This is a genomic window from Parageobacillus galactosidasius, assembly GCF_002217735.1.
Taxonomy (GTDB): domain Bacteria; phylum Bacillota; class Bacilli; order Bacillales; family Anoxybacillaceae; genus Parageobacillus_B; species Parageobacillus_B toebii.
Genome location: NZ_NDYL01000001.1, coordinates 941380 through 963267, shown reverse-complemented (window position 1 = coordinate 963267; position 21888 = coordinate 941380). Strand labels below are relative to the sequence as shown.

Below are 21888 nucleotides of genomic sequence, written 5' to 3'. Positions count from 1 at the left end.
CAAGCCTATCTTTTCGCAATAGATGTGGCAAATTTATTCATAATAAAACAGAAAGTAAATAAATTTCTCTTTGTTTTTAACATAAGTAAAATCAATGATATAAAAGTCTTGATTGATTTAATTCAACAGTTTCCTCAACGAAGATAAATTAGAGCTTCTTCTATGTTTTTTACTTTAATAAAGGAAACATATATTTCAGTTGAGTAGAAATGATTCTTATCAAGTAGTTTTTTGTACATCATTTGTATGGTAAAATATTATTTTTAGGATAGTTCCGACATGTTTCTGACTTTCCACTACAATTTCTCCACCGTGAGCTACTACTAGCTGATGAGCTATTGCCATTCCTAATCCGGATCCACTATCATTATCTTGAGTATTCCCGCCTCGATAATAACGATTAAAGAGGTTTTTCACTGTTTCTTCATCCATTCCTATTCCATTATCTTCTATAGAGATAATCGTACGTTGATGGTTCGATTCAACTTTGACTTTGATTTTTGTCCCAGGCTTATTATGTTTTACTGCATTAGTCAGTAGGTTATCTAATATTCTCATAAACCACTTTAGATCGATCTCAAGAAAGATGGTATCTTGAGCACTCTCAAAATAAATTTCTTTATCTTTAGCTTCGGTCGTTGTTGAAAAAGTAGAGAGGAATTCTTTGATTAAAGATACGATGTCCGTTTTTTCTTTATTAATAGGGAGAGCATTATTTTTCAGTCTGTATGTTAGATTTAGATCTTCAATTAACTCGCTCATATACACTGCTTTCTCTTTCATGATACGTCCCATTTCCATTATTTCTTCCGAAGACCATTGATATTGGTTAGACGCTAATAAAGCAGAAAAACCATATAAAGAACTCAATGGTGTCTTTAAGTCATGAGAAAGACCAGTAATCCATTCCTCTCGAGTTTTCTCCATCCTTCGCTGATTTTCTTCATTTTGCTGCAAAGTCTTAGACAAAGTATATAAAGAATGGACAACCTCTTTAAATATTTTATAACGCTTATGTAAGCTCCCTTTCTTATTTAATATTGGTACCCTCCCTTTTTTGTCCTTTGGTTCCATGAAATTCCCTTTTGACATATTATTAATCCATTTCATCATATAAAGCAATGGTTTACCGAACTTCTTACCATACCAAATTGAAATAATAATAGCGAATACAATAAGTGTACCGAAGACAATAAGAAAGCTCTTCAAAAAAGAGGCACTAATGATACTATCGGTAATGTGGTCTGGACTGTAATAGGGATTGTAGGTGCCCACTAAAAAAATCCGGTCTTTTTCTTTGAAATAATAACTAGAAATGTCTACTTTAGAATTCCAAGGTCTTTTTTTCATTGACAGAATCTCTGTATAGGTAAACTTTAAGTTTGGAGGCGCATGATAGCTGTATACCACATTTCCACTTGCGTCGTAGATTTGAATCCATGCATCATTTTTAACTAAGTACTCTTTAAAATCAGTATTGATATTAGGAAAGGAGTTTGATCGTAACAGTGTGTTTAAGATCTGTTTACTTTTTAATGGCTCTCCATAAATGATAGTAACTTCTGAAGAATTTTCTTTCTCTAAAATCCAATAATGGATCCGAAAATTGTTTAAATCCATGGATAAAATGTCTGTAAAACTATAGCGTTTTGGCAATTCTTTTGGTGTATTATATTCTCCGATCACATAACCTTTCGAATCGACAACTTGTAGCCATCCCCCTTTTTTCTGAATAGATTCCTTTATACTCTTATTTATAACTGCTTTGCCATTTTTTATTGTGATTGCAAGATCTAAATACTCTTCACTCACCCTCGCAAAATCAGACTTCATTTCCGATTCCAAAATAAGAAGAGATAAAAAAACGAAAGAACCTAAGATGAATAGAAGAATAAAACATAACATGAGGATAAAATGTAATACAAAATGCAAGGTTAACCTTTTACTTAGGCTCATGGTTGCATTTTCTCCTCAGTAACTAATTTATAACCTATCCCCCTAACAGTTTTTAAGTATTGTGGATTGCTTGGATCCTTTTCAATTTTCTCTCTAATTTTTCTAATGTGAACCATGACAGTATTATCGTCAGTCAACTGATCATTCCCCCATACCTGATAATAGAGTTGTTCTTTTGTAAAAACTTGGTTAGGATGTTTGCAAAAAAAAGCAAGGAGTCGGTAAACCTGGGCCGAACAAGGTACAGGTTTGTCTTCAACGATTAGCTCAGCTGATGTCAAATTAAGCTTAAAACGTCCAAAATCTAAAATTTCTGCTTGTTTTTCATTATTCTTTGAAAGATATCGTTGTAGTTGTGCCTTTACTCTAGCAACCACTTCAAGAGGGTTAAACGGCTTTGTGATGTAATCATCACATCCATGTGCAAATCCTGTTAATTTATCAAGATCTGATGATTTAGCTGAAATGAAAAATAAAGGGGCATCACATATTTTCCTAATAGCTCGACATATATCTAAACCCGACATATCCGGAAGCATAATATCCAAAATGATAAGGTCAAATTTTTTTTGCTCAAGTAGACGCAACGCATCCGTTCCATTTGTACAAGTATGTACAGATGTGAACCCTTCTTTGTTTAACACGAGCTTAAGCATATTAAGAATGGATTCTTCATCATCAACGATTAAAATTCTTGAATTTTCCATAATACTAACTCCTTTACAATTTAAGAAAATGTTAAGGTGCCGTTAATAAGGAAATAAACTACTTTTATTATACTAAAAATTGAAAGGAGTCAAAAAATTGAAAGGAGTGATTGGTATGTGGACGATTTGTTTCCATGAGTTTAAGGGACTTTTTAAAAGTATTAAATCCATTATTATCGTTGCCATTATTTTTGGAGTTACTTATTGGACGGCAGATTTAATGACAACCATAACAGATCGGTTAGATGTCAACACGGGTAAGGATGGATATGCTACCGGTATCGCATCTATTGTATTTTTATTAGGGTTTCTTTTCATTTCAAGTTTATCACACGATGTCATCAACCGAGAAGTGAGTACACGAACAATGAGGTTTCTTGTAACCAAAACTTCTCGGGTTAAAATCATTATTGGTAAATATTTAGGGATTTGGCTGTTTTGGTTTTTTTGTATTTTTACATCCTTTGTTTTAATTGCATTCGTATCTAAAAACTTTTTATGGTGGGGCATCTTAGAATGTATGGGGTTTATTTCAGTAGCAATCGCCTATAACCTTGTTTTTTCCGTTATCTTTCCAAAACCAGCGATAACCATGTTTTTTGGTGTTGTTTTTGCCTTGGCTTTTCCAGTGTTAAGTTTTTTGGTAATCCATTCAAATAACGTTTTCATTAGTTGGTTTAAATTCTTTACTCCTTACTATTATGCTTTATTAGGTGATTTTTACATATTGGTAAATTTTGTTTATGCAATTGGGTTATTAATGCTTGGAATTGTGTTGTTTAACAGGAGGGATTTGTAATGAATGTGATAGAGGCTGCAGGGATCACGAAGATTTATGGATCCAAAACAGTGGTAGATAATGTAGACTTAAAGGTAAAGAAGGGGGAAATTTATGGTTTTTTAGGAAGAAACGGTGCCGGTAAATCTACATTTATCAATATAATTACTGGTATTATAAAACCTACCTCCGGAAGCTTTAAGTTGTTAGATGAACCAAATTTAAAAAAAGTTAAGCACCGTATTGGGGTTTTACCTGACTATTCAACCTTTTATGACTCATTAACTGCTATAGATCATTTAAAATATTACGCAAAAATAAGTGGATATAAGGTTTCAACAGAACATTGTGAATACATTTTAAAACGAGTCGGCTTACTGGAACATGCCCATAAAAAGGCTGGAAAATTTTCATTTGGCATGAAGAAAAAATTGGGAATTGCTCAAGCTATTATACATAATCCGGATTTAATCTTTTTAGATGAGCCAACCTCTGGTATTGATGCGGAATCTGGTTTGAATATTCAAAAATTAATTGTAAATCTACAAAAAGAAGGAAAAACAATTTTTATGACTTCTCATAACCTCCATGAAGTGGAAAAGATTTGTACAAGAATTGCCATCATGAAAAATGGTCGTATTTTGAATGAAGGAACATTAGAGGAATTAAGATCCCATTATATGTCTTCTATTCATGTGGATATTAAGCATTCGCCATTTCCACAAAAAGAATTAATTTTAAAGTTTCTAGAAACTGTTGGCCGTGACATCAAGACAACAGAAAATAGGACTTCTTTAGTCGTAGACTCAGAAGAAAAAATCCCCCTGATTATTCGGGCATTCACCAAACATAAAATTGACATATATCGAGTTAATGTACATGAACCTTCTTTAGAGGAAATCTTTTTAAACGATAATCTAAATGTGGTCGCTAAATAGACCTTAGTGCTTGCTGATGGAAAGTCGAAACAATTGAGATGAGAAGCTAAAAAATTTTAATTTGCACACTAATTTCTCAATTAGCCCTTCCTATCACCAAGACTGCTTAAGAACCATTTATTACTTACAAAAAACACACATGAGGAAAAATCTAACGACGCAGCTTGTTTTCTTAATTAATAAACTTATGAATAGCTAGAGAAATTGTTTTTTTTGACCATAAGTTAATAACAACGATTTTAAAAATTAAGCTATTAGTGAGATATTAATAATGAGAATGGAGGATTCTAATGAAGTTCTTATTAGATATCGTGTTTTTGATAGGAGCGCTAGGTACAATTGGTAGGTATGTTGGAATTGAGTTTTTCAAGGAAAACTCGACATGGTTTCTAATTTTGTTTGTAGCAGGTGGATTGGGCAGGCTAGTCTTTTCAATGAAAGAGCAAAAGAGTTCAGATGAAGTTAAAAACCAAAAGTAAGAGAATGTCTTTTTAGCATTTTTCCGCAATATAACTCTAATCTCATTTCATCCATCGATTTTTGCGAAATCCTTTTTTATAAGGTCGCCAAAATTATTTTCTGTGTATGTCACGCCTATTTTATTTACAAGCGTTTTAGAAATCAAAAAACAATTTTGCTTCGTCAGGAATATTATTAACAGTTCATTACAGGCTTGACATTAAGTATTCTCCAATTTGATGACTACTATCATTCTCATTTATTGTTTTCAATTCCTTTTAATATAGAGGAATTATTTCAAAGCAGAAGCCGGCTTCTGCACATCCTTTCGTTTCTTATTACGAGTTCGTATATTTCAATTGTATGCGTAATAGAATCTATTTTCATCCAGAGGAGCTCTATCTCTGGAAAAGTCGGAACTTTGTGCGCCAGATGCTTTAGTATCTAATACTAATAAAGGAAGCTCGAATCTAGAACATATCGGTTCATGATTTATATGAAACACAATATATATGCTTAATAGATATGAACTGAAAAGATAGGTGGAGTAGTCTCGAGATTTAATTTGGGATCATTTGTGCAATTAAAAGAATTTGCGATACCAAAGAAGGAGTTTAAAGTTGTGAATTACTTTATTACAAACTAAAATTGCTTGAGTCTCCTCAAAGAGAACAACGCAATTCATCGTACCTTCTTGTATTCGTTGAAGAAGATAGCTTTTATAAGGATCTAGTTTGCTTTTTCTTTTTTTCTCACTGACTTTACGTTCTGGAAGCTTGTCCCCCTTTAGATACTTACGAATGGTTTTCCGATCAAAACCTGTTTCTTTGGCAATCGCTGTTTGAGTCCAGCCTTTCTGATATAACTATCGAATCATAAAAAACTCCCCCTATCTTCAGCATCGTTTCTCCACTCCATCTAAGATGTTGTTTCGAAACGATTATCTGTTATTTTTGGGGAATTTTAAACCGCTGTTATTGGGAATTTTATCACCGTTGATTACAAAAAGTATCGGATCTTTTCAGAAAAGGCGATTGAAAACTGAATGAATCGTATAAAAAGCTCTCTGATATTAATCAGTCAGAGAGCTTTTTGTTTGTGAATTCTCAGTATTTTTAAATGAAAGATAATATCCATTATGTTGCATTTTAAAGAAAGGATTTTAAAACTTTATTATAGTTTCTCTTTCACAGGAATCCATATTTCACTTTTAAATGTTGGTGAGCTTACATCTTTATCTGCATTCCATAAAATTTCTGGACCTTCTGTTTGTTCATAGTTTGAGGTTGGAAACCATTCGGAATAAATGCGTCCCCATACATCTTGTAGTGTATCAGGAAATGGTCCGATTGCTTCGAATACAGCCCATGTTGAGGCGGGAACTTCAAGTTGTGTTAGTTCATCTGGGCACTCCTTAGTCGTTGCCACTCCAATATAATGATCAAGCTCCCCTTTTTCCTCCATTCTGCCTTCAGAAAAGTTCGTGGATGCTTGAATCAGTCCTAAAGGCTCGACATTAGAGAGCTTTTTAAGTTTATTGATCTTTTCATCATCTAAGCTTTTCCACATAGAAGCAATTTCTGGATTAACCCCTTTGAAAATGATAGGAACTCTTTTCTTAATACCAACAATGCGAAATGCCTCTTTTTCTACAATTCGATAGTTCATTTCATTTCCTCCTTTAATGGATAAATGGAAGGTTATTCGTGGATAGGCTTTGAGTGAATGGCCATTATTTCTAGCTTCGGACGGTGTTATACCATGCAAGTTTTGAAAAGCTCTTGTAAAAGAATCTGGTGAGTTGTACCCGTATTTCATCGCAATGTCAATGACCTTTACATTGCTATCTTTCAGCTCAAATGCTGCAAGAGTAAGGCGTCTGCGGCGGATGTATTCCGATAGCGTAATGCCCGTAAGAAAGGAAAACATCCTTCTAAAATGATATTCTGAGCAAAATGCCCTCCTTGCCACTTCTTTAAAATCTATATCGTTTGTAAGATTTTCTTCAATATACTTTACTGCTTCATTCATATTTTTAAGAAAATCCATTTCGCTTCCCTCCTTTCTTTATCAATAGAATAACAGAAGTCGAAAAAAAACTTCCGACATTTCATGCACACTTATGTAGGGTTTCATCTTAATATTCGTGCAAATTAGTATATAGTTTGCACCAAAACTATATTGATGTTTCAAAGGAATGATTTCATTGAGAAAGAGGTATATTCAGCAGTCTCTTATTAAAAGGGAAAGGGGCTGCTGGATGCAAATATCAAGGATAAAAAATATGCGGATTTCCTTAATAGGAATCCGCAACGTAAGAATTGAAAGAAGCGATTTGATTTAGGTCCATCTGAAAATCGGATGTTTTTCTAATTTGGAGAATCAGAGCAGGTATTGATTTAGTAGAAAAAAACAATCTCCTCCGCTGTTTCAATATGTTCCAAGTTCATGACTTCCACGGTCTGATAGGCGAAATTTACTTGTTCGCCCCGTTGTTTCAGTTCTTCTTCCGAATGAAGTTGTTGTTTTGGGTCATCGGGGACATAAACATGGTCAATGGCTATTTTCTCGATGGGAAGATCCACCGCGCGAATGAGCTGGATGGCTGCGAAAATTTTTTCTCTATCTTCAGTGCGGTCATAGCGCAGTTGCATGCCATTGCCATATTGGTCTTCGGTCAAAAGGGTCATGGAATAGGCATGGCACCGGTTGTACTGGATCATTTCCACACATTCGAGTTCCGGTTTGCTGCTTTCCGGGTTGAACCCGAGGCATTTTAGGGCCGGCAGGATGTTGGCTGTTTTCGCTATGTCTTGTTCGATGAAAGAATCATCAAACAGGTCGATATTGTCCGCTGCCCATTGATTGCCGAGATCTTCGGGTGATTCATAGTTTCCATATAAGGATAAAGCGGCCCCATTTACAGAAATGGTGTCAATATAGTAATCGGTCCCGTTTTCGGATAAATCATTCTGCAGGTTTTTCAAAACGGGAAGCGCTTCGTAAAGCATGCGGAATGTATCCGAATCCGCCAGTTTCCGATCTTCGGGAAGCTCCAAGTACAACGGAGGATCTTCCGGTTTATGACCGAATGTGATTTGAGTAAACCCCAATTCCCGCAGCTCCTTAAAAAATCTGGAATCCGCATACTTCTGATCGAGTTCATATCGCTTTTTGACATTCTCATAATTGTTGCCGGATATTTTCCCAAACATGTTGATGTTTACATCGAATTCCAGATCCGTGCCGTCCGTGGTCCGAACCCGCGCGTCTTCAAAACCTGGAACGCCTTTGTTAGGTTCTGCTTCCCGGATGACTGCCACTTCTATTCCGTGTTTTTCCTTTATGTATGTTAAAATTTTTTCGTTGGAATAGCCAAAGTCGTCCCCGATTTCCTGAATGCCTTTTATCAAAAGAAAGACAAGGGCGAGAAACAAGAGAAGCAGCGCTGCGAGAAACCCTCCGACCACGCTTGATACAGCAATCAATGTTTTCCTCTTTTTCTCCAAATCGGTTCACCGCCATTCTTTTGGATTCGGAAGCCATGCAGCTGGTTTAATTTTTTCGATAGTTAATAAATAAAGGTGAATAAGGATGGACTTTCCGATAAACTCAAGGAATCATTCACATGCTGTCAACGTTCTTCATCATTTTTTCCAATTTTAATATAATTCTCTCTTATGATGACATAATATGATGGTGTTGTAAAACCTGACTATTTATGAATAAACAAAAAGGAAATAGGGATGCTTTTGTTAACAGGGCTATTCCCCATTTCCTCTTTGTTTATTTTTTTGTCTACAAATTTATATTGCTTGTACTGCTAATTCTATAATGACAATTGCTATAGTTGGAGGGATAATGATTTCCACACTATCTAGCACAATATGTTTGGCATTGTATCATAATCCGTAAGTTAGCAGGGAATTCATGTCCTACGTTTTTTGTAAATTATCTTTGCACCAGAACCAAAAAAATTCCCACATGCCCGTGACGGTGCTTTACCAACACCTCATCGGTCAGGAGGGAAATCCGCCCCAAACAAGGGACACGGGTCCAAGGCTGTTTTTAGATATTTTCTTTTCGCCGGAAATACAATAGACCGCCAAAGAAGAAAATGAGGAAGCTGCCGCCGGCCACTGTTAAGACTTGTTCCCATGGGACAAAGAATGTATCATTTTTTGCATCTCCGGATACATACATCATCAAGAATGGCTGTGCCCAAGGGTATAACGGTCCGAATTTTTCTGAGTTTACCGCCAAAATGGCCGGCAAAGTGAAAATGACGTTCACGGCAAAGGGCGCGGCGAAACTTTTAAAAAGCATCGACATCCACAATTGCAAAGCAAGAAGCGGGAATGTCGCGATCCAGCCGCCAAAAATGCTTTTCCAAAGGAGCATCATAGGAAACGGCCCATCGGCCTCCTTCAGCACTCCAGAAGTCCAAATAGCAAGCAAATAGAGCAGTTGAATGGCCAAGGCGATGAGGACGAGGATCATATATTTGGCGAGAAATACCCGGGTTCTTGTCACCGGCATGGTCGACAGTTGCTTCCACCCCCCGCTTTGATGTTCGTACCGGCAGATGAGGCCAGCCAAAATGCCGGTTGCGAGCGGCAAAAAATATAAGGCGTAAAGAAGCGTAGTAAACGTGATCAAAAAATCCCATAAAAATGTTTTTTCGAATCCGAATTTGTCCGGCTGGAGCGTCAGTGCATAGAAAAACGTAATGAATGGACCAAGCAAAATGGCGGCAAAGACGAATTTAGATTTTCTTAACTTAAACCACTCCGACTGCAAAAGAGAAATCATTTATTTCACATCCCTTCGAGCAAAATCCAGCATCCCGGCGATATAAAGGACGATACCGACACAAATGCCTAAAGCGACATTGACGAGCGGTTCATCCCATTGGTTTTGCAACGATGGCCACTTCCATGGCAGCCAATCCGGCAACTTAAAACTGTATGTGGCAAACAAAAATCCAACCACTCCGAGAGAGATCGGAATCCCCTGATTATTGCTTATGGTTGCTACCCAAAGGTGCAAAGCCAACAAAGGAAACGATGCAAAATACGGGTAGAAGCTGAATTTGGCGATTTCCACGTACGGTATGGCAGAACCGAGATCCAAATAAATACCTAGAAGCAATGTGAAAAAGAATAATAGAACCGAAGCGACAGCCAACAAGAACGCCAATACCGTGAATTTGGCCAAAAACACTCCCATTTTCGATACCGGCAAGGCGACAAGTTGCTTCCAAGCATTTGTTTCATTTTCGATACTGACTGAAAGGGATGTCAAAATGGTGATCCCAAGCACCAGTGCCGGCGGTGTGAAACTGTTGACATTGTGCAAATAAAACAGCCAGTCATCATCGCTTCTTTGAAGGAGCCATTCTCTCCTGCCGGGGACGAGCTCGTAATTGAACCACTGCAGCAGGACGACACCAAATGGACCTAGGACGGTCAAAAACCATAATCCTTTCCGTTTGATTTTCAAAAAATCGGTCGCAAGCAGTTTCGCGATCATCTGTCGTCACCACCTGCGGTCATCTCTAGGAAAATGTCTTCCAGTGATTGATGTTCTTCTTCTACCCGGTAAACCGAGTATCCTTCATTCACGAGGATTTCGACCACTGCGGCGATCGCTTCATCTGACTGTTCATACAAATAAATGATGTTATCCTTATAGTCCGTTTTTATTCCTTTTGCCAGCAAATAACGGTATGCATTGTTGGCGTCACTCACCTTTAATCGGATTTTCAGTTGGGCTTTTTTGCGCATTGCTTTAATGGAATCTTGGAAAATCAGCTTCCCCTTCGAAATGACACCGACATAGGTCGCAACTTGATCGATTTCAGAAAGCAAGTGGCTTGAAATCAGCACGGTCATGTCTTTTTCTTTCGGTAAACGCTTGATTAAATTCCGCATCTCAATGATTCCCGAAGGGTCGAGGCCGTTTGTCGGCTCATCCAGAATCAGCAATTTTGGATCGTTCAACAATGACATCGCAATCCCCAACCGTTGTTTCATCCCAAGAGAAAAGCCTTTTACCTTTTTGTCGGTTGCTTTACTCAGGCGAACAAGCTCCAGGACTTCGTCAATTTTCTCTTTGGGAGAGCCCAAGATTTTCCGCATGGCTTCCAAATTTTCATAGGCGGTCAAGTGGGAGTAATAAGACGGGCTTTCTACCAATGATCCGATATTCCGAAGAATCGAAATCCGATCTTTTTTTAAGTCTCTGCCAAAAATCCGGATCGATCCAGCTGTTGGTCTCATGAGACCTAGAAGCATTCGGAGAGTCGTCGATTTCCCTGCTCCGTTTGGGCCCAAAAACCCGTATACTTCCCCTTTGGGAATTTTCAGGTTCAGGGCACTCACGGCGATCTCCTCTCCAAATCGTTTCGTCAGATTATGAGTTTCGACGATATATTCCATCTTCCATCACCTCGCAATAACATCATAGGAATAGAAGGTTAAAACGAGGTGTCGAGACAGTTTAAAATTTGTTTAAAAACAAAAAAGGAAAGGAAATGGATTCCTTCCCCGGCTTTATCTATAATGAATGATTTTTACGACTGTCCCGGTTTCCGATGATTCGATTTTCCAGTCCAGCCCCATCTTCTTCACCATCAAATCCACGATGGCAAGCCCGACCCCCGCCCCTTTTTCGGAGCTTTTGTGCCGGAACCCTTTGCCGCGGTCAAGCACGACCAATGCGTCATAAGAATCAGTTCTTTCCGTTTTCAGCCCGATATATTTTCCGTCCTTGGCGTGGCGGATGACATTTTGAAACAAATTGTCAAAAATCCGTTCCATCCAAAGTGGATCGACGTTCCAATGTTTTTGTTCCAAATCATCCAGCTGGACATCTATAGAAAAACCTTCTTTTTCAAAAACCGTATACCAGTTGGCGATAAAGGAACGGGCAAGCCGGACCACATCCGTCGGAGCCGGTTCATATTTCAATTTTTTGGCGTTTAAAAGTGTATACGCCATCAAATTCTCGATCAATCGGTCCATTTTCGCAACCGACTGTTCGATCGTGTCCACCGCTTGTCTTGCCAATGGAGTTAAAGCCTCTTTCCCCAATGTATAGGCATGCGCCCGGATTTTGGTAAGCGGCGTACGCAAATCATGGGACAGATTGGCGATCAGTTCTTTCCGCAGCTGTTCCTCCGCTTCTTCCCGTTTCCGGCTTTCTCGGAGCTCATTCACCATTTGGTTGAAGGCCATCTCCAGTTGGCCGATTTCATCCTGTTTTCTCACCGTGATGGACACCGGTAATCCGTCCACGTTCCGTATCTCCATGGCATGTTGCAAATAAAGGAGACGTTTGCGGATCCCCAAGAAAAACAAATACGATACGGTCACAAATAACACGATTCCCGCGGGAACGATGAAATACATAAAATCGGTGTTCACTTCGGTAAATGCGGGTTGAAGCAGCTTCCTCTCAATTTCAAAAACGACGAATCCATAGGATGCATCATTTTGTGGAAAGGCAATGACCGTAAAGGGGTCATTGTCATAACGCGCCTTGATGAAGTTGGCGGTATAGGCGGCATTCCAATGTTTCGGAATATCCGCAGCAAGGTTTCTCCCAGCGGCGAGCCGGCCTTTTCCGTCCACCCAAAACAAGCGCGCTTTCGGATAACGGTTTTGCCACTCTTCAAACATTCGGTTGATGTCTTCGCTTCCGGGGTTTTTGAGACTGCGGGCATCCTCGTGCCAGGCTTTTTCGATCTGCAACGTTTCCGGATCTTTATGGTCATAGACATTGAAGACCAAGAGGCTAGTTCCGATGATAAGGAAGTTGATGAAAAACAGGGCGGTTAAAATAATGGCCATATACTTTGCCGTAAGCGACCGCAATCTTTTTACTCTTTTCATTTTCTCACCCGATAACCGATCCCCCGGATCGTTTCAATGATTTCCGGATTTTTTGGATCTTTTTCCAGTTTTTCGCGAAGATAACGGATGTGCACCATCAATGTTTTATCCCCTTCAATATAAGGTTCACCCCAAACACCCTCATATAACTGCTCCTTTGTCAAAATTTGATTGAGATGACGAAGGAAGTATTGAAAAATTTGATATTGTTTTCCTGTCAACAGGATTTCTTCCCCCGTTTCATGATTGATGATGCGCATATCCTTTGTATGGATGGTCAAATGCTTCAGTTTCAGGATTTCATCATTTTTGTTGAAGCGCCGGAGCAAAACCTCCACACGGGCGGCCAACTCATCGGGGTGGAACGGCTTGGTCAGATAATCATCGGCGAAACTCAATCCTTCCACTTTGTCCTCGATGGCAGTCCGCGCTGAAAGCATCAAAATTGGCAGATGTGGATGCTCCTTTTTAATCCGTTTGCCGATGGAAAAGCCGTCCAGACCCGGCAGCATCACATCCAAAATGACAAGGTCGCAATGGGCAATGTGCTTTTCGACCTCTTCTCCGGACCGAAGCCAAGTCACATGATGCCCACGTTCCGTAAGGTTCATGGTCACCCAACGGCCGATTTCCTGTTCATCTTCTATGTATAAAACTCGTTCCAACGTTCTCCCTCACTTTCTTTCATAATCTTAACTCTATATTAACCAATACTTGTTTGACGTGGTTAATCCCTTTCTACTTGTTTGTCGCATTGTTGTAAAATAAGGGATTAAACACTCTTATTTTTTTGTCGTTGTTATTTTAATGCTTTGTAATTCTTTACTAAGTAGAGAGGTAATGAGATTATGCAAGGATTAGTTTTAGTTGGTAGTGCTATTAAGCCAGAAAGTGTTAAAGTACAAACACCTTTGGAAAACCCTGCTTTAGCCAATAAGTGAACAAGATTAAACAATATCGTGGCTTTGCAGACCATGAATTAGAAGTAGTAGAGTGAAATTTTATAAAAAATTCGTTTGATAGGACAATTGCTAATGCAACCTATTAATTAATTTTTACTAGACATATAATTTAAATTATATATCCAACAATCTCGCCTTTTTCGTAATATACTTGTCATATAATGCTATTTTTTAACCGAATATGCTTTAATGGTGCCTTTCCAAACTCACCGTATAAGTCAAAGGGTGGGAAAGATGCCAAATGAGTATACCACCTACCTTAAGGAAAAAGGAGCTTCCCCTAACAAGATCATCTCCTTACGAACAACTTGAATATTTACATATTCATCCGGGCGATTACGTCACGCCAGCTGACATCCGTAAATAGATTAGTCGTTTCGACACTGTCTCACAACCAAAAAATCATCCACCCTTGAACTGACGAATTGGGTGGATGATTCCCGTCCTACTGCCGCTCCCCTGAAGGGAACCGTCTATGCATGACCGGAATTGTTGCAGCACTTCGGTCTTATTTTATATACATGATTAGCACTAGATAAAGGTTTATGTTCACTAAGAATTAGGCGTTTTTTTCGCAAGACCGTTCATTAAAAACTGAATCGTCCGTTCCATTTCCGCTTCATCATCCCATTCATAATCCGGCAACACGATAAACCGCGTCACCAAAAATCCGGCAATCGTCGTGATCGTCATGCGGATGACCGAATCAACGGGAATTGCGGCAATTTCTCCTTTCGTTTGAAAATATTCCACAATTTTCTTAAATTTTTGATATACGTGTACCGTAAAAACGCGCTGAAGCTGTTCCTTAATCTCCTCATGAAACGCGATTTCCTGCCAGAAAACGCGGATCGCCGGCAAGTATTTTTTCACAAATTCATAGCGGTTTTTCAAAAGAACGCGGATGAACTCTTCATAGCTTTGATACTGACTATCGAACACTTCTTTGACAAACTCTTTTGCTAAAAATGGGGCGACGGATTGAAATAGCGTCGGAGTGACAATCGCCAGCAGCAAATCCTTTTTCGTTTTATAATGGCGGAAAATCGTCCCTTCCGCCACGCCCGCCTTCTTGGCGATTTCGCTTGTCGAAGTGGCCGCATAGCCTTTTTCGGCGAACATTTCAATCGCCGCTTCTAAAATTTTGATTTGTTTTTCACTAAGCTTCACATCTTCCTCATTTAGCTTCAACAGTTCTTTCAGCCACTGCTGCTCGTTCATTCTTTATACTCCTTACAATTTTCGATATTTTTTTAATGCTACTACATTTAATATCATAAACAATACAGCAAAACCAAGTAAAACATATACGTCTTTGGCAATTTCGTTCCAGCCATTGCCGCGGATCATAATTTCCCGAAGCGCATCCGCTCCATACGTCAGCGGCATGACCACGCTTAACGAACGAAGCCATTCGGCCATCGTATCTAAATTAAACAAGCCAGAGAAGAAAATTTGCGGTACAACGACAAGCGGGATAAACTGCATCATTTGCAGTTCATTATTCGCAAAAGCGGACAGCAGCGTTCCTAATGTTAACGCGGTCATCGCCAATAAAAACGTAATCAATAACACGTAAAGGAAAGAACCTTCCATCATCATGTCAAGAATATCAACAGCAAACCAAGCAATCAAGCTCGCTTGCAATGTCGTAAATAAACCAAATCCAATAATATAGCCAGCGACGATTTCAAAGCGTCGAAGCGGTGTCGCCAGCAAGCGTTCGAGCGTTCCTCCCGTACGTTCGCGGAGGAAAGAAACACCGGCGATTAAGAAGACGAAAAAGAAAACGAAAAAACCAATTAACACAGGACCGAAATTATCAAATAGCGCCATATCTTCTGAACCGTGCAAGTACGTTGTTTTCAATTGCAACGATCGTGTTTGCGGAGCTAATTCTTGAAGCGCTTTTTGCACAGTCATAAGCACCGCTTTATTAACAGTAGGATCGCTTTCTTCTAACGTAATTTCCGGTGCTCCTTCATCCATTTCGATAAATGCATCAATTTGCTGTTTTTCTAGCTGTTTACGAGCTGTTGCTTTCGTAAGTTCTTTAACATCAGCATCGTATTTCGCTAACTTCTCCACAACAATTTCCGGAACGTTTTTATTAACGGCAATCGCTGGTTTATACTCCTCTCCATTAAACACAAGATTCATTAAAAATAGCACAAACATGGGAGCCACAATCATTAACGCAAGCGTTCGTTTATCACGGAAAAACTGGCGGATGATGCGTACCACAATGGCCCAAACTCTCATTGCCGTGCACCTCCAAAATATAAAAATGCTTGTTCAATAGTTTGTGAGCCCGTCTCTTTCTTTAACTCTGCCGGACTTCCGACGGCAATAAGACGGCCATCGCGAATCATGGCGAGGCGCTGGCATTTCTCGGCTTCATCCATGACATGGGTTGTCACTACAATCGTTGTTCCATTTTGGCGGATTCTGTCTAGTTCCTCCCAAATTGCCTGACGAAGCACAGGATCAATGCCAACCGTCGGCTCGTCTAAAAGCAGTACCTCCGGTTCATGCAGCAAAGATATCGCCAGCGACAACCGCCGTTTCATTCCTCCCGAATATTGATGGACGGGCTTTTTGATATGGTCTGTCAGATTGACAAGCTCCATCACGTCATAAATGCGTTCTTTTTGCTTTTTTCCTTTTAGCCCATAAATCGAAGCGAAAAACTGCAAATTTTCTAATGCCGTTAATTCGCCATATAACGCATCGGACTGTGCCATAAAACCGATTCGCTTCATCACTTGAAGATTCGGCATCTTCGTATTTAACACATGAATGGTTCCATGAGTAGCTTCGTCAATGCCGGCAATCATTTTGACAATCGTCGTTTTTCCCGCTCCCGAAGGTCCAAGCATCCCGAAAATTTCTCCTCCGTATACGTCAAGCGATACGTCTTCAATAACCGTCTTTTTCCCAAAACGCTTCGAAACATGTTCCATACGAATACACGGCTTCCCGGACACAAGTTCTTCCTCCTTTTATAGTGAGTGATTACTCACTTATATTTTATATGATATTGCCTATATTTTGAAGTGAGTAATCACTTATTGAATGATATTTTTAAAGCTGCCTTTCGCCTAGGCAGCTTATTTTATGCGAAATATTCAATGCTTTTCCATCCATAGCACCATTCCGTCAGCTTTTTCCCACCGATATCAACGACTTCCTCAGCGATTTTCTCGCCTCCTAGCCTCTCGTAAAATCGGCGCGACGGATTATCGGCAAGCACCCACACGACCATAGAACGAATCCCATCACGTTGAAAATCATCCACTAGCGCTTTGACAAGCTTCGTTCCGTATCCTTTCCCTTGCGCTTCTTTCAACAAATAAATCGCGTATATTTCCCCTTCATACTCCGCTTCTTTTCCTTGTGTGGAGCGGTTTTTACCTCCGGAAATAAATCCGCATACGTTTCCATCTTCTTCAACGACAAAAATATAATGCTTCTGTTGCTGCAATCCTCTTTTCCAAAGCTGTTCTTTTTCGCTTACGCTTAATTGCGCCAAATACTCCGCAGGCACAATCCCTTCATATGTCGTTTTCCAGCTTTCGACATGCACGATGGCGATGGCGTGCGCATCATCGAGCGTTGCTTTGCGAACATTCATGCCCCTTCCCCCAATTCGTACTATATTTGCTCCGTTCACTACATATTTGTATCATTTAACAATTTCTCAATATCCTGCTTAAGTACTGGAATTTTATTGGTTACCACACCCAAACGATACGGTAATTGACAGAAAAATAGCCGTGGATCATCATATCACGCACACCTGCTATCTTTCTCCACTCAATCTGTGAATTCTTCTGCCTTATTTCTTGTGGAATGTTTTTCGTCGCTTCACCAATCACCAATATGTTTTTAATAACCGCATCACATACAAGTTCATTATCTAAAAAAGATTCATAATCCATATTTTTCGTATACTTTTAGATTTTATCGATCGCCATAAGAATATATTGCAAAAAAACCTTAGGCTCCCTCGGCATATTGAACATCCTCCAATATATATGGTTTTAACGCAGGTTTAATGTCATCCAGTATCACTAGGTCGACCGGTTTATGAAAATGATCTTCTAAGAAAATTTTTAAATCCATATAATGGTCAAATGTGATGGCGGAAGGCTCAAACTCCACCAAAATGTCTATATCGCTGTCAGCTGTTTGTTCATTTCTGCTATAAGATCCAAAAACGCCGATACGTTTGACTCCGTAGTTTTCTTTTAATAATCGAAAATTTTGTGATAAAAAACGAAGGATTTCTTCTTTTGACAACATAGTTTTCCCGGCTACTAAAATCATAAAAATCGACTCATCGCGATGGAACCAGCAAAACAGCTTGCCGCTCAGGAAACACCTGAGTTCCATCAGGAAGAGAATCCTAATGTCTCACCTGCTGTGAAAGACACCCCGTGGCTCGCTGTTAGCGGCGGCACCTGTCGTGCACCATTCCTTCCATCGGTCAGTACACAACAACGATTTTAGTAACCAGGTCTACACCTCCCATTATATTTTTCCTAAAAGATAAGGAAGAAATCTCGCTTGATTTCTTCCCCCCTTAACTATTATTTCCATCTATAAGCTCTGATCGTCAACACTATTCAACCATCCCTCGATCTCACCAACCACCGATTGAACGCATCCGTCTTCAAACGGCGAAATGAGGTTGGCGGCGCGGACCAATTCGGTAAACGGCTTGCTTCCGCCTTGACGGCATAATGTCAAATAATCATTCCACGCCTCTTTATAGTTTTCACGCGAACGTTTCCAAAATTGGAACGCGCAAATTTGCGCAAGTGTATAGTCGATATAGTAGAATGCGTTCGTATAAATATGGCTTTGCCGCTGCCAAAAGCCGCCGCGTTCTAAATAATCGTTGCCGTCATAGTCTCGTGTCGGCATATATTTCTTTTCAATCTTCCGCCATGCTTGCTTCCGTTCCGCCGGCGTCGCGTTCGGATTTTCGTATACAAAATGCTGAAATTCGTCCACCGCTACGCCATACGGCAAAAATAATAAAGCATCGCTCAAATGATAGAATTTATATTTTTCCGCATCTTCCCCGAAGAATAACTTCATCCACGGCCATGTGAAAAATTCCATGCTCATCGAATGAATTTCGCATGCCTCCAAGGTCGGCCAGATGTATTCCGGAATTTCGAAATGGCGGCTTTCGTACACTTGAAATGCGTGCCCCGCCTCATGGGTAAGCACGTCGATGTCTCCGGATGTGCCGGTAAAGTTCGAGAAAATAAACGGCGCTTTATAGTTTTCGATATAGGTGCAATAGCCGCCGCCTGCTTTTCCTTTTTTCGCAACGAGGTCCATTAGTTCATGATCGATCATATACCGGAAAAACTCGCCTGTTTCCGGTGACAGTTCTTCGTACATCTTTTTCCCGTTTTCAATAATCCAGTTTGCGTCCCCTTTTGGCGTTGGATTGCCGGTTGGAAAAACAAACGCTTCATCAAAATATTTCAGCTTCTCGACACCGATGCGCGCCCGCTGCCGCTCGCGAAGCTTCACAGCAATTGGAACGATATGCTTTTCGACTTGTTTGCGGAATTTCGCAACCATCTCGGCGTTGTAATCAGTCCGTCCAAGACGGGCATAACCGAGTTCCACGAAGTTTTTAAATCCGAGCTTTTGCGCGATGGCGGTGCGCACTTTCACAAGCTGATCGTAAATTTCATCGAACTTCTCCTCATGTTCTTGGAAAAAGGCAAAACGCGCCTCACTCGCCCGCTTGCGCATCTCGCGGTCCGGCGATTCGACAAACGGCTGCAGCTGCGCTAACGTCCGTTCTTCCCCTTCAAAGAAAATTTTCGCCGAAGCGACTAATTTCGTATATTCGCTCGTCAGCTTATTTTCGAGCTGCAGATCTTCCACAACGTCCGGAGAATACGTTTTTAATTCTGTCTCGGCGAGCGAAAACAACTGTTTCCCCCATTTTTCTTCAAGCTGCGAACGGAACGGAGACGAAACAAGCGCACGGTAATAATCGTTCACAAGCCCTTTAACAATTGGCTCGACCTCATCGAAAAAGTCTTGCTCCTGCTTATAAAACTCATCGTTCGTATCAATCGTATGGCGAATATAGCAAATTTGCGCCATCGTGCTGAAATCGTTGCGAAGCTTATTAATTTCCTTCATCGCCTCGTTTTGTTCTTCCGCGTTGCTTGCCTTTTGGAACGATTGCAGCGCCTGTTGAAATGATGCTTTCAGCTTCTCGATATTCGGCCGTTCATAACGAAACTCAGAAAATTTCAACGCAATCCCTTCCTTTTCTCTCGTTTTCCTTATCTTAGATTGTATTCCATTCATACACGGAAAATCCTTTTTTTCGATTACAAAAGGTTGTTGACGAAATTTGTCGAAAGAACGTATAATAATAACACCAATTGAATATTTTTTCTTTCTCATCCACATAGACGGGATACAGGCTGCAATGAACAAGAGTTGTAGAAACGAGACGCAAAGAGCCAATGAGGAAAGTTGCCGAAGTTTGCGTCGGACTCTGACGCCGTAGACTGGGCCTGTATCCGAACATGCATCGTTGCAACAAACGATGAAGCACTATCGATTGGAAGTTGGATGCGGATGGCCACATGCACCCGTTGAAAACTTTGGGGTGTATTTTTTTGCGAAAAAAGCTAAAACTTAATTATCGTCAGGAAGGAGCTATCCACTTTGCAACAGCAAAAACTTGGATTATGGTTATTAACGGCGCTTGTCGTTGGAAATATGGTGGGATCGGGAATTTTTATGCTGCCGCGCTCGCTAGCGGAAGCGGCAAGCCCGCTTGGTGTCATTTTCGCGTGGTTATTAACGGGCGGCGGTGTATTAATGACCGCGCTCGTATTCGGTAATTTGGCGATTCGCAAACCGGAACTAAACGGCGGGCCGCAGATTTATGCGAAAGAATTGTTTCCGAAAGGCTCGAACATCTCGATCCTATCTGGCTTTATGTCTTCATGGGGATATTGGATTGGCAACTTTGCCGGCAACGTGGCGATTATTACGACGTTTACCAGCTATTTATCAACGTTTTTTCCAATTTTAACAAGCAAACAAACGTTATTTTCCATCGGTTCTCTTGATGTAAAGCTTGGGAACTTGTTGACGTTTCTTATATGTACCGCATTGTTATGGGGAATGCATTTCATCATTTTGCGCGGCATCGAAGACGCGGGAAAGCTAAACTTTGTCGCTACCGCGGCAAAAGTGCTCGGATTTTTCCTATTTATCATTATCGCTTTATTTGCGTTTGAAAAAAGCAACATTGGCTCGTTTGTTGCCCCGCGTTATGATGATGCAGGGCATTCGATTGGATTATTAAGTCAAATCAAGAATGCGGCTGTATCGACATTATGGGCGTTTATCGGCGTCGAATCAGCGATTGTTTTTGCATCGCGTGCGCGCAAACAAGCCGATGTCAAGCGTGCGACAATCCTTGGCTTGTTGATTGCTCTTGCGATTTATATCGGCATTAGCATCCTTGTCATGGGAGTATTGCCGCAAAAAGAACTCATTCAATCAGAAAAACCGCTTGTAGATGCCATTGTCACGATTTTAGGCCCAAGCGGCGGCTACGTTCTTGCCGGACTAGGATTGATCAGCTTGCTCGGCTCCACGCTCGGTTGGGTGTTATTAAGCGCTGAAGTGCCGTATCAAGCGGCAAAACAAGGTCTGTTTATTCCAGCATTTTTAACGGAAAATAAAAAGAAAGTGCCAAGCTTTTCTTTAGTTCTTTCGAATGGATTAGCACAAATCTTTATTTTTTCGACGATTTCCAACTCGATGTCAGCGGCGTTTGACTTTGTCATTTACATTGCGACATTGGCGTATCTTGTCCCGTATTTTATCGCCTCTGTCTTCCAATTGAAACTGGCGCTGACCGGCGAAACGTACAAGGAGACGGCGCGGGGCCGCATCATCGATGGGGTGATCGCTGCTTTTGCGACTATCTATTCCATCTGGGTCATCATCGCCGGCACCGCGGATATCAAAACGTTTATGCTTGGAGTCATCCTGCTTCTAAGCGGCATCTTCTTCTATCCGCAAGTGAAAAAAGCGGCACAGCAATCAGAGGAAACACAAAAAATGTCGGCATAATGAGTACGGTGTCCTAGCTAGCTTGTCAGGAAAATGTTCAATGTCGGTTCG

20 protein-coding genes and 1 pseudogene are annotated in these 21888 nt (G+C 40.3%); 4 read left to right on the top strand and 17 right to left on the bottom strand.

Features of this window, described 5'->3' with window-relative positions:
• Positions 1-219 precede the first annotated feature (219 nt).
• Together B9L23_RS05110 and B9L23_RS05105 are read right to left on the bottom strand one after the other, a co-directional pair.
• Positions 220-1956, bottom strand: a complete 1737-nt coding sequence (locus tag B9L23_RS05110; RefSeq protein WP_089096992.1) for a sensor histidine kinase — start codon at positions 1954-1956, stop codon at positions 220-222.
• Positions 1953-2663, bottom strand: coding sequence for a response regulator transcription factor (locus B9L23_RS05105; protein ID WP_062753614.1), 711 nt, complete (start codon positions 2661-2663; stop codon positions 1953-1955). The genes B9L23_RS05110 and B9L23_RS05105 overlap by 4 nt, the downstream gene beginning before the upstream one ends.
• Positions 2664-2769: 106 nt before the next feature.
• Here B9L23_RS05105 and B9L23_RS05100 point away from each other — a divergent pair, with 106 nt between their 5' ends.
• From B9L23_RS05100 to B9L23_RS05090, 3 genes are all read left to right on the top strand, one after another.
• Positions 2770-3462: an ABC transporter permease gene (locus tag B9L23_RS05100; protein ID WP_244319655.1), complete on the top strand. Its 693-nt coding sequence runs from the start codon at positions 2770-2772 to the stop codon at positions 3460-3462.
• Positions 3462-4379, top strand: a complete 918-nt coding sequence (locus B9L23_RS05095) for an ABC transporter ATP-binding protein (RefSeq protein WP_081189940.1) — start codon at positions 3462-3464, stop codon at positions 4377-4379. The genes B9L23_RS05100 and B9L23_RS05095 overlap by 1 nt, the downstream gene beginning before the upstream one ends.
• Before the next feature lie 290 nt (positions 4380-4669).
• Complete coding sequence (locus B9L23_RS05090) at positions 4670-4858, top strand: hypothetical protein (protein WP_081189226.1); 189 nt, start codon at positions 4670-4672, stop codon at positions 4856-4858.
• Positions 4859-5421: 563 nt separating this feature from the next.
• Here the strand turns inward: B9L23_RS05090 and B9L23_RS19875 are convergent.
• From B9L23_RS19875 to B9L23_RS05020, 15 genes and pseudogenes are all read right to left on the bottom strand, one after another.
• Positions 5422-5685 (bottom strand): annotated as a pseudogene (locus B9L23_RS19875) (hypothetical protein); the annotation flags it as partial.
• A 326-nt stretch (positions 5686-6011) separates the two neighbouring features.
• Positions 6012-6887, bottom strand: coding sequence for an AraC family transcriptional regulator (locus B9L23_RS05085; RefSeq protein ID WP_081189227.1), 876 nt, complete (start codon positions 6885-6887; stop codon positions 6012-6014).
• 350 nt (positions 6888-7237) lie between these two features.
• Positions 7238-8326, bottom strand: coding sequence for a hypothetical protein (locus B9L23_RS05080; RefSeq protein ID WP_223812121.1), 1089 nt, complete (start codon positions 8324-8326; stop codon positions 7238-7240).
• Positions 8327-8906: 580 nt separating this feature from the next.
• Positions 8907-9650 (bottom strand): ABC transporter permease, encoded by a 744-nt coding sequence (locus B9L23_RS05075; RefSeq protein WP_089096991.1) that lies wholly within the window; start codon positions 9648-9650, stop codon positions 8907-8909.
• Positions 9651-10370, bottom strand: a complete 720-nt coding sequence (locus tag B9L23_RS05070; protein WP_081189230.1) for an ABC transporter permease — start codon at positions 10368-10370, stop codon at positions 9651-9653. It lies immediately after the preceding gene.
• The gene (locus B9L23_RS05065; RefSeq protein WP_081189231.1) at positions 10367-11278 is read right to left on the bottom strand and encodes an ABC transporter ATP-binding protein; all 912 of its coding nucleotides are present in this window, start codon (positions 11276-11278) and stop codon (positions 10367-10369) included. The genes B9L23_RS05070 and B9L23_RS05065 overlap by 4 nt, the downstream gene beginning before the upstream one ends.
• A 114-nt stretch (positions 11279-11392) precedes the next feature.
• The gene (locus B9L23_RS05060) at positions 11393-12733 is read right to left on the bottom strand and encodes a sensor histidine kinase (RefSeq protein WP_081189232.1); all 1341 of its coding nucleotides are present in this window, start codon (positions 12731-12733) and stop codon (positions 11393-11395) included.
• A complete protein-coding gene (locus B9L23_RS05055; RefSeq protein ID WP_081189233.1) occupies positions 12730-13398 on the bottom strand; it encodes a response regulator transcription factor in 669 nt (222 codons plus the stop codon). The genes B9L23_RS05060 and B9L23_RS05055 overlap by 4 nt, the downstream gene beginning before the upstream one ends.
• An 849-nt stretch (positions 13399-14247) precedes the next feature.
• Positions 14248-14916 carry a TetR/AcrR family transcriptional regulator gene (locus tag B9L23_RS05050; protein ID WP_081189234.1) on the bottom strand — a complete coding sequence of 223 codons (669 nt, stop codon included), beginning with the start codon at positions 14914-14916 and terminating at the stop codon, positions 14248-14250.
• A gap of 12 nt (positions 14917-14928) precedes the next feature.
• On the bottom strand, positions 14929-15957 hold the full coding sequence (locus B9L23_RS05045) for an ABC transporter permease (RefSeq protein ID WP_089096990.1): 1029 nt from the start codon (positions 15955-15957) through the stop codon (positions 14929-14931).
• Entirely contained in the window at positions 15954-16682 is a 729-nt protein-coding gene (locus B9L23_RS05040; protein ID WP_089096989.1) for an ABC transporter ATP-binding protein, read from the bottom strand. The genes B9L23_RS05045 and B9L23_RS05040 overlap by 4 nt, the downstream gene beginning before the upstream one ends.
• Positions 16683-16810: 128 nt before the next feature.
• Positions 16811-17329, bottom strand: coding sequence for a GNAT family N-acetyltransferase (locus B9L23_RS05035; RefSeq protein WP_062753657.1), 519 nt, complete (start codon positions 17327-17329; stop codon positions 16811-16813).
• 100 nt (positions 17330-17429) lie between these two features.
• Positions 17430-17636 carry a HepT-like ribonuclease domain-containing protein gene (locus tag B9L23_RS20885; protein ID WP_245842291.1) on the bottom strand — a complete coding sequence of 69 codons (207 nt, stop codon included), beginning with the start codon at positions 17634-17636 and terminating at the stop codon, positions 17430-17432.
• A gap of 58 nt (positions 17637-17694) precedes the next feature.
• Positions 17695-18000 (bottom strand): nucleotidyltransferase family protein, encoded by a 306-nt coding sequence (locus tag B9L23_RS05025; RefSeq protein WP_043903891.1) that lies wholly within the window; start codon positions 17998-18000, stop codon positions 17695-17697.
• 297 nt (positions 18001-18297) lie between these two features.
• A complete protein-coding gene (locus B9L23_RS05020; protein WP_089097476.1) occupies positions 18298-19992 on the bottom strand; it encodes a M3 family oligoendopeptidase in 1695 nt (564 codons plus the stop codon).
• Positions 19993-20412: 420 nt separating this feature from the next.
• Between B9L23_RS05020 and B9L23_RS05015 the strand changes: the two genes are divergently transcribed.
• Positions 20413-21837, top strand: a complete 1425-nt coding sequence (locus B9L23_RS05015) for an amino acid permease (protein ID WP_089096988.1) — start codon at positions 20413-20415, stop codon at positions 21835-21837.
• Positions 21838-21888 lie beyond the last annotated feature (51 nt).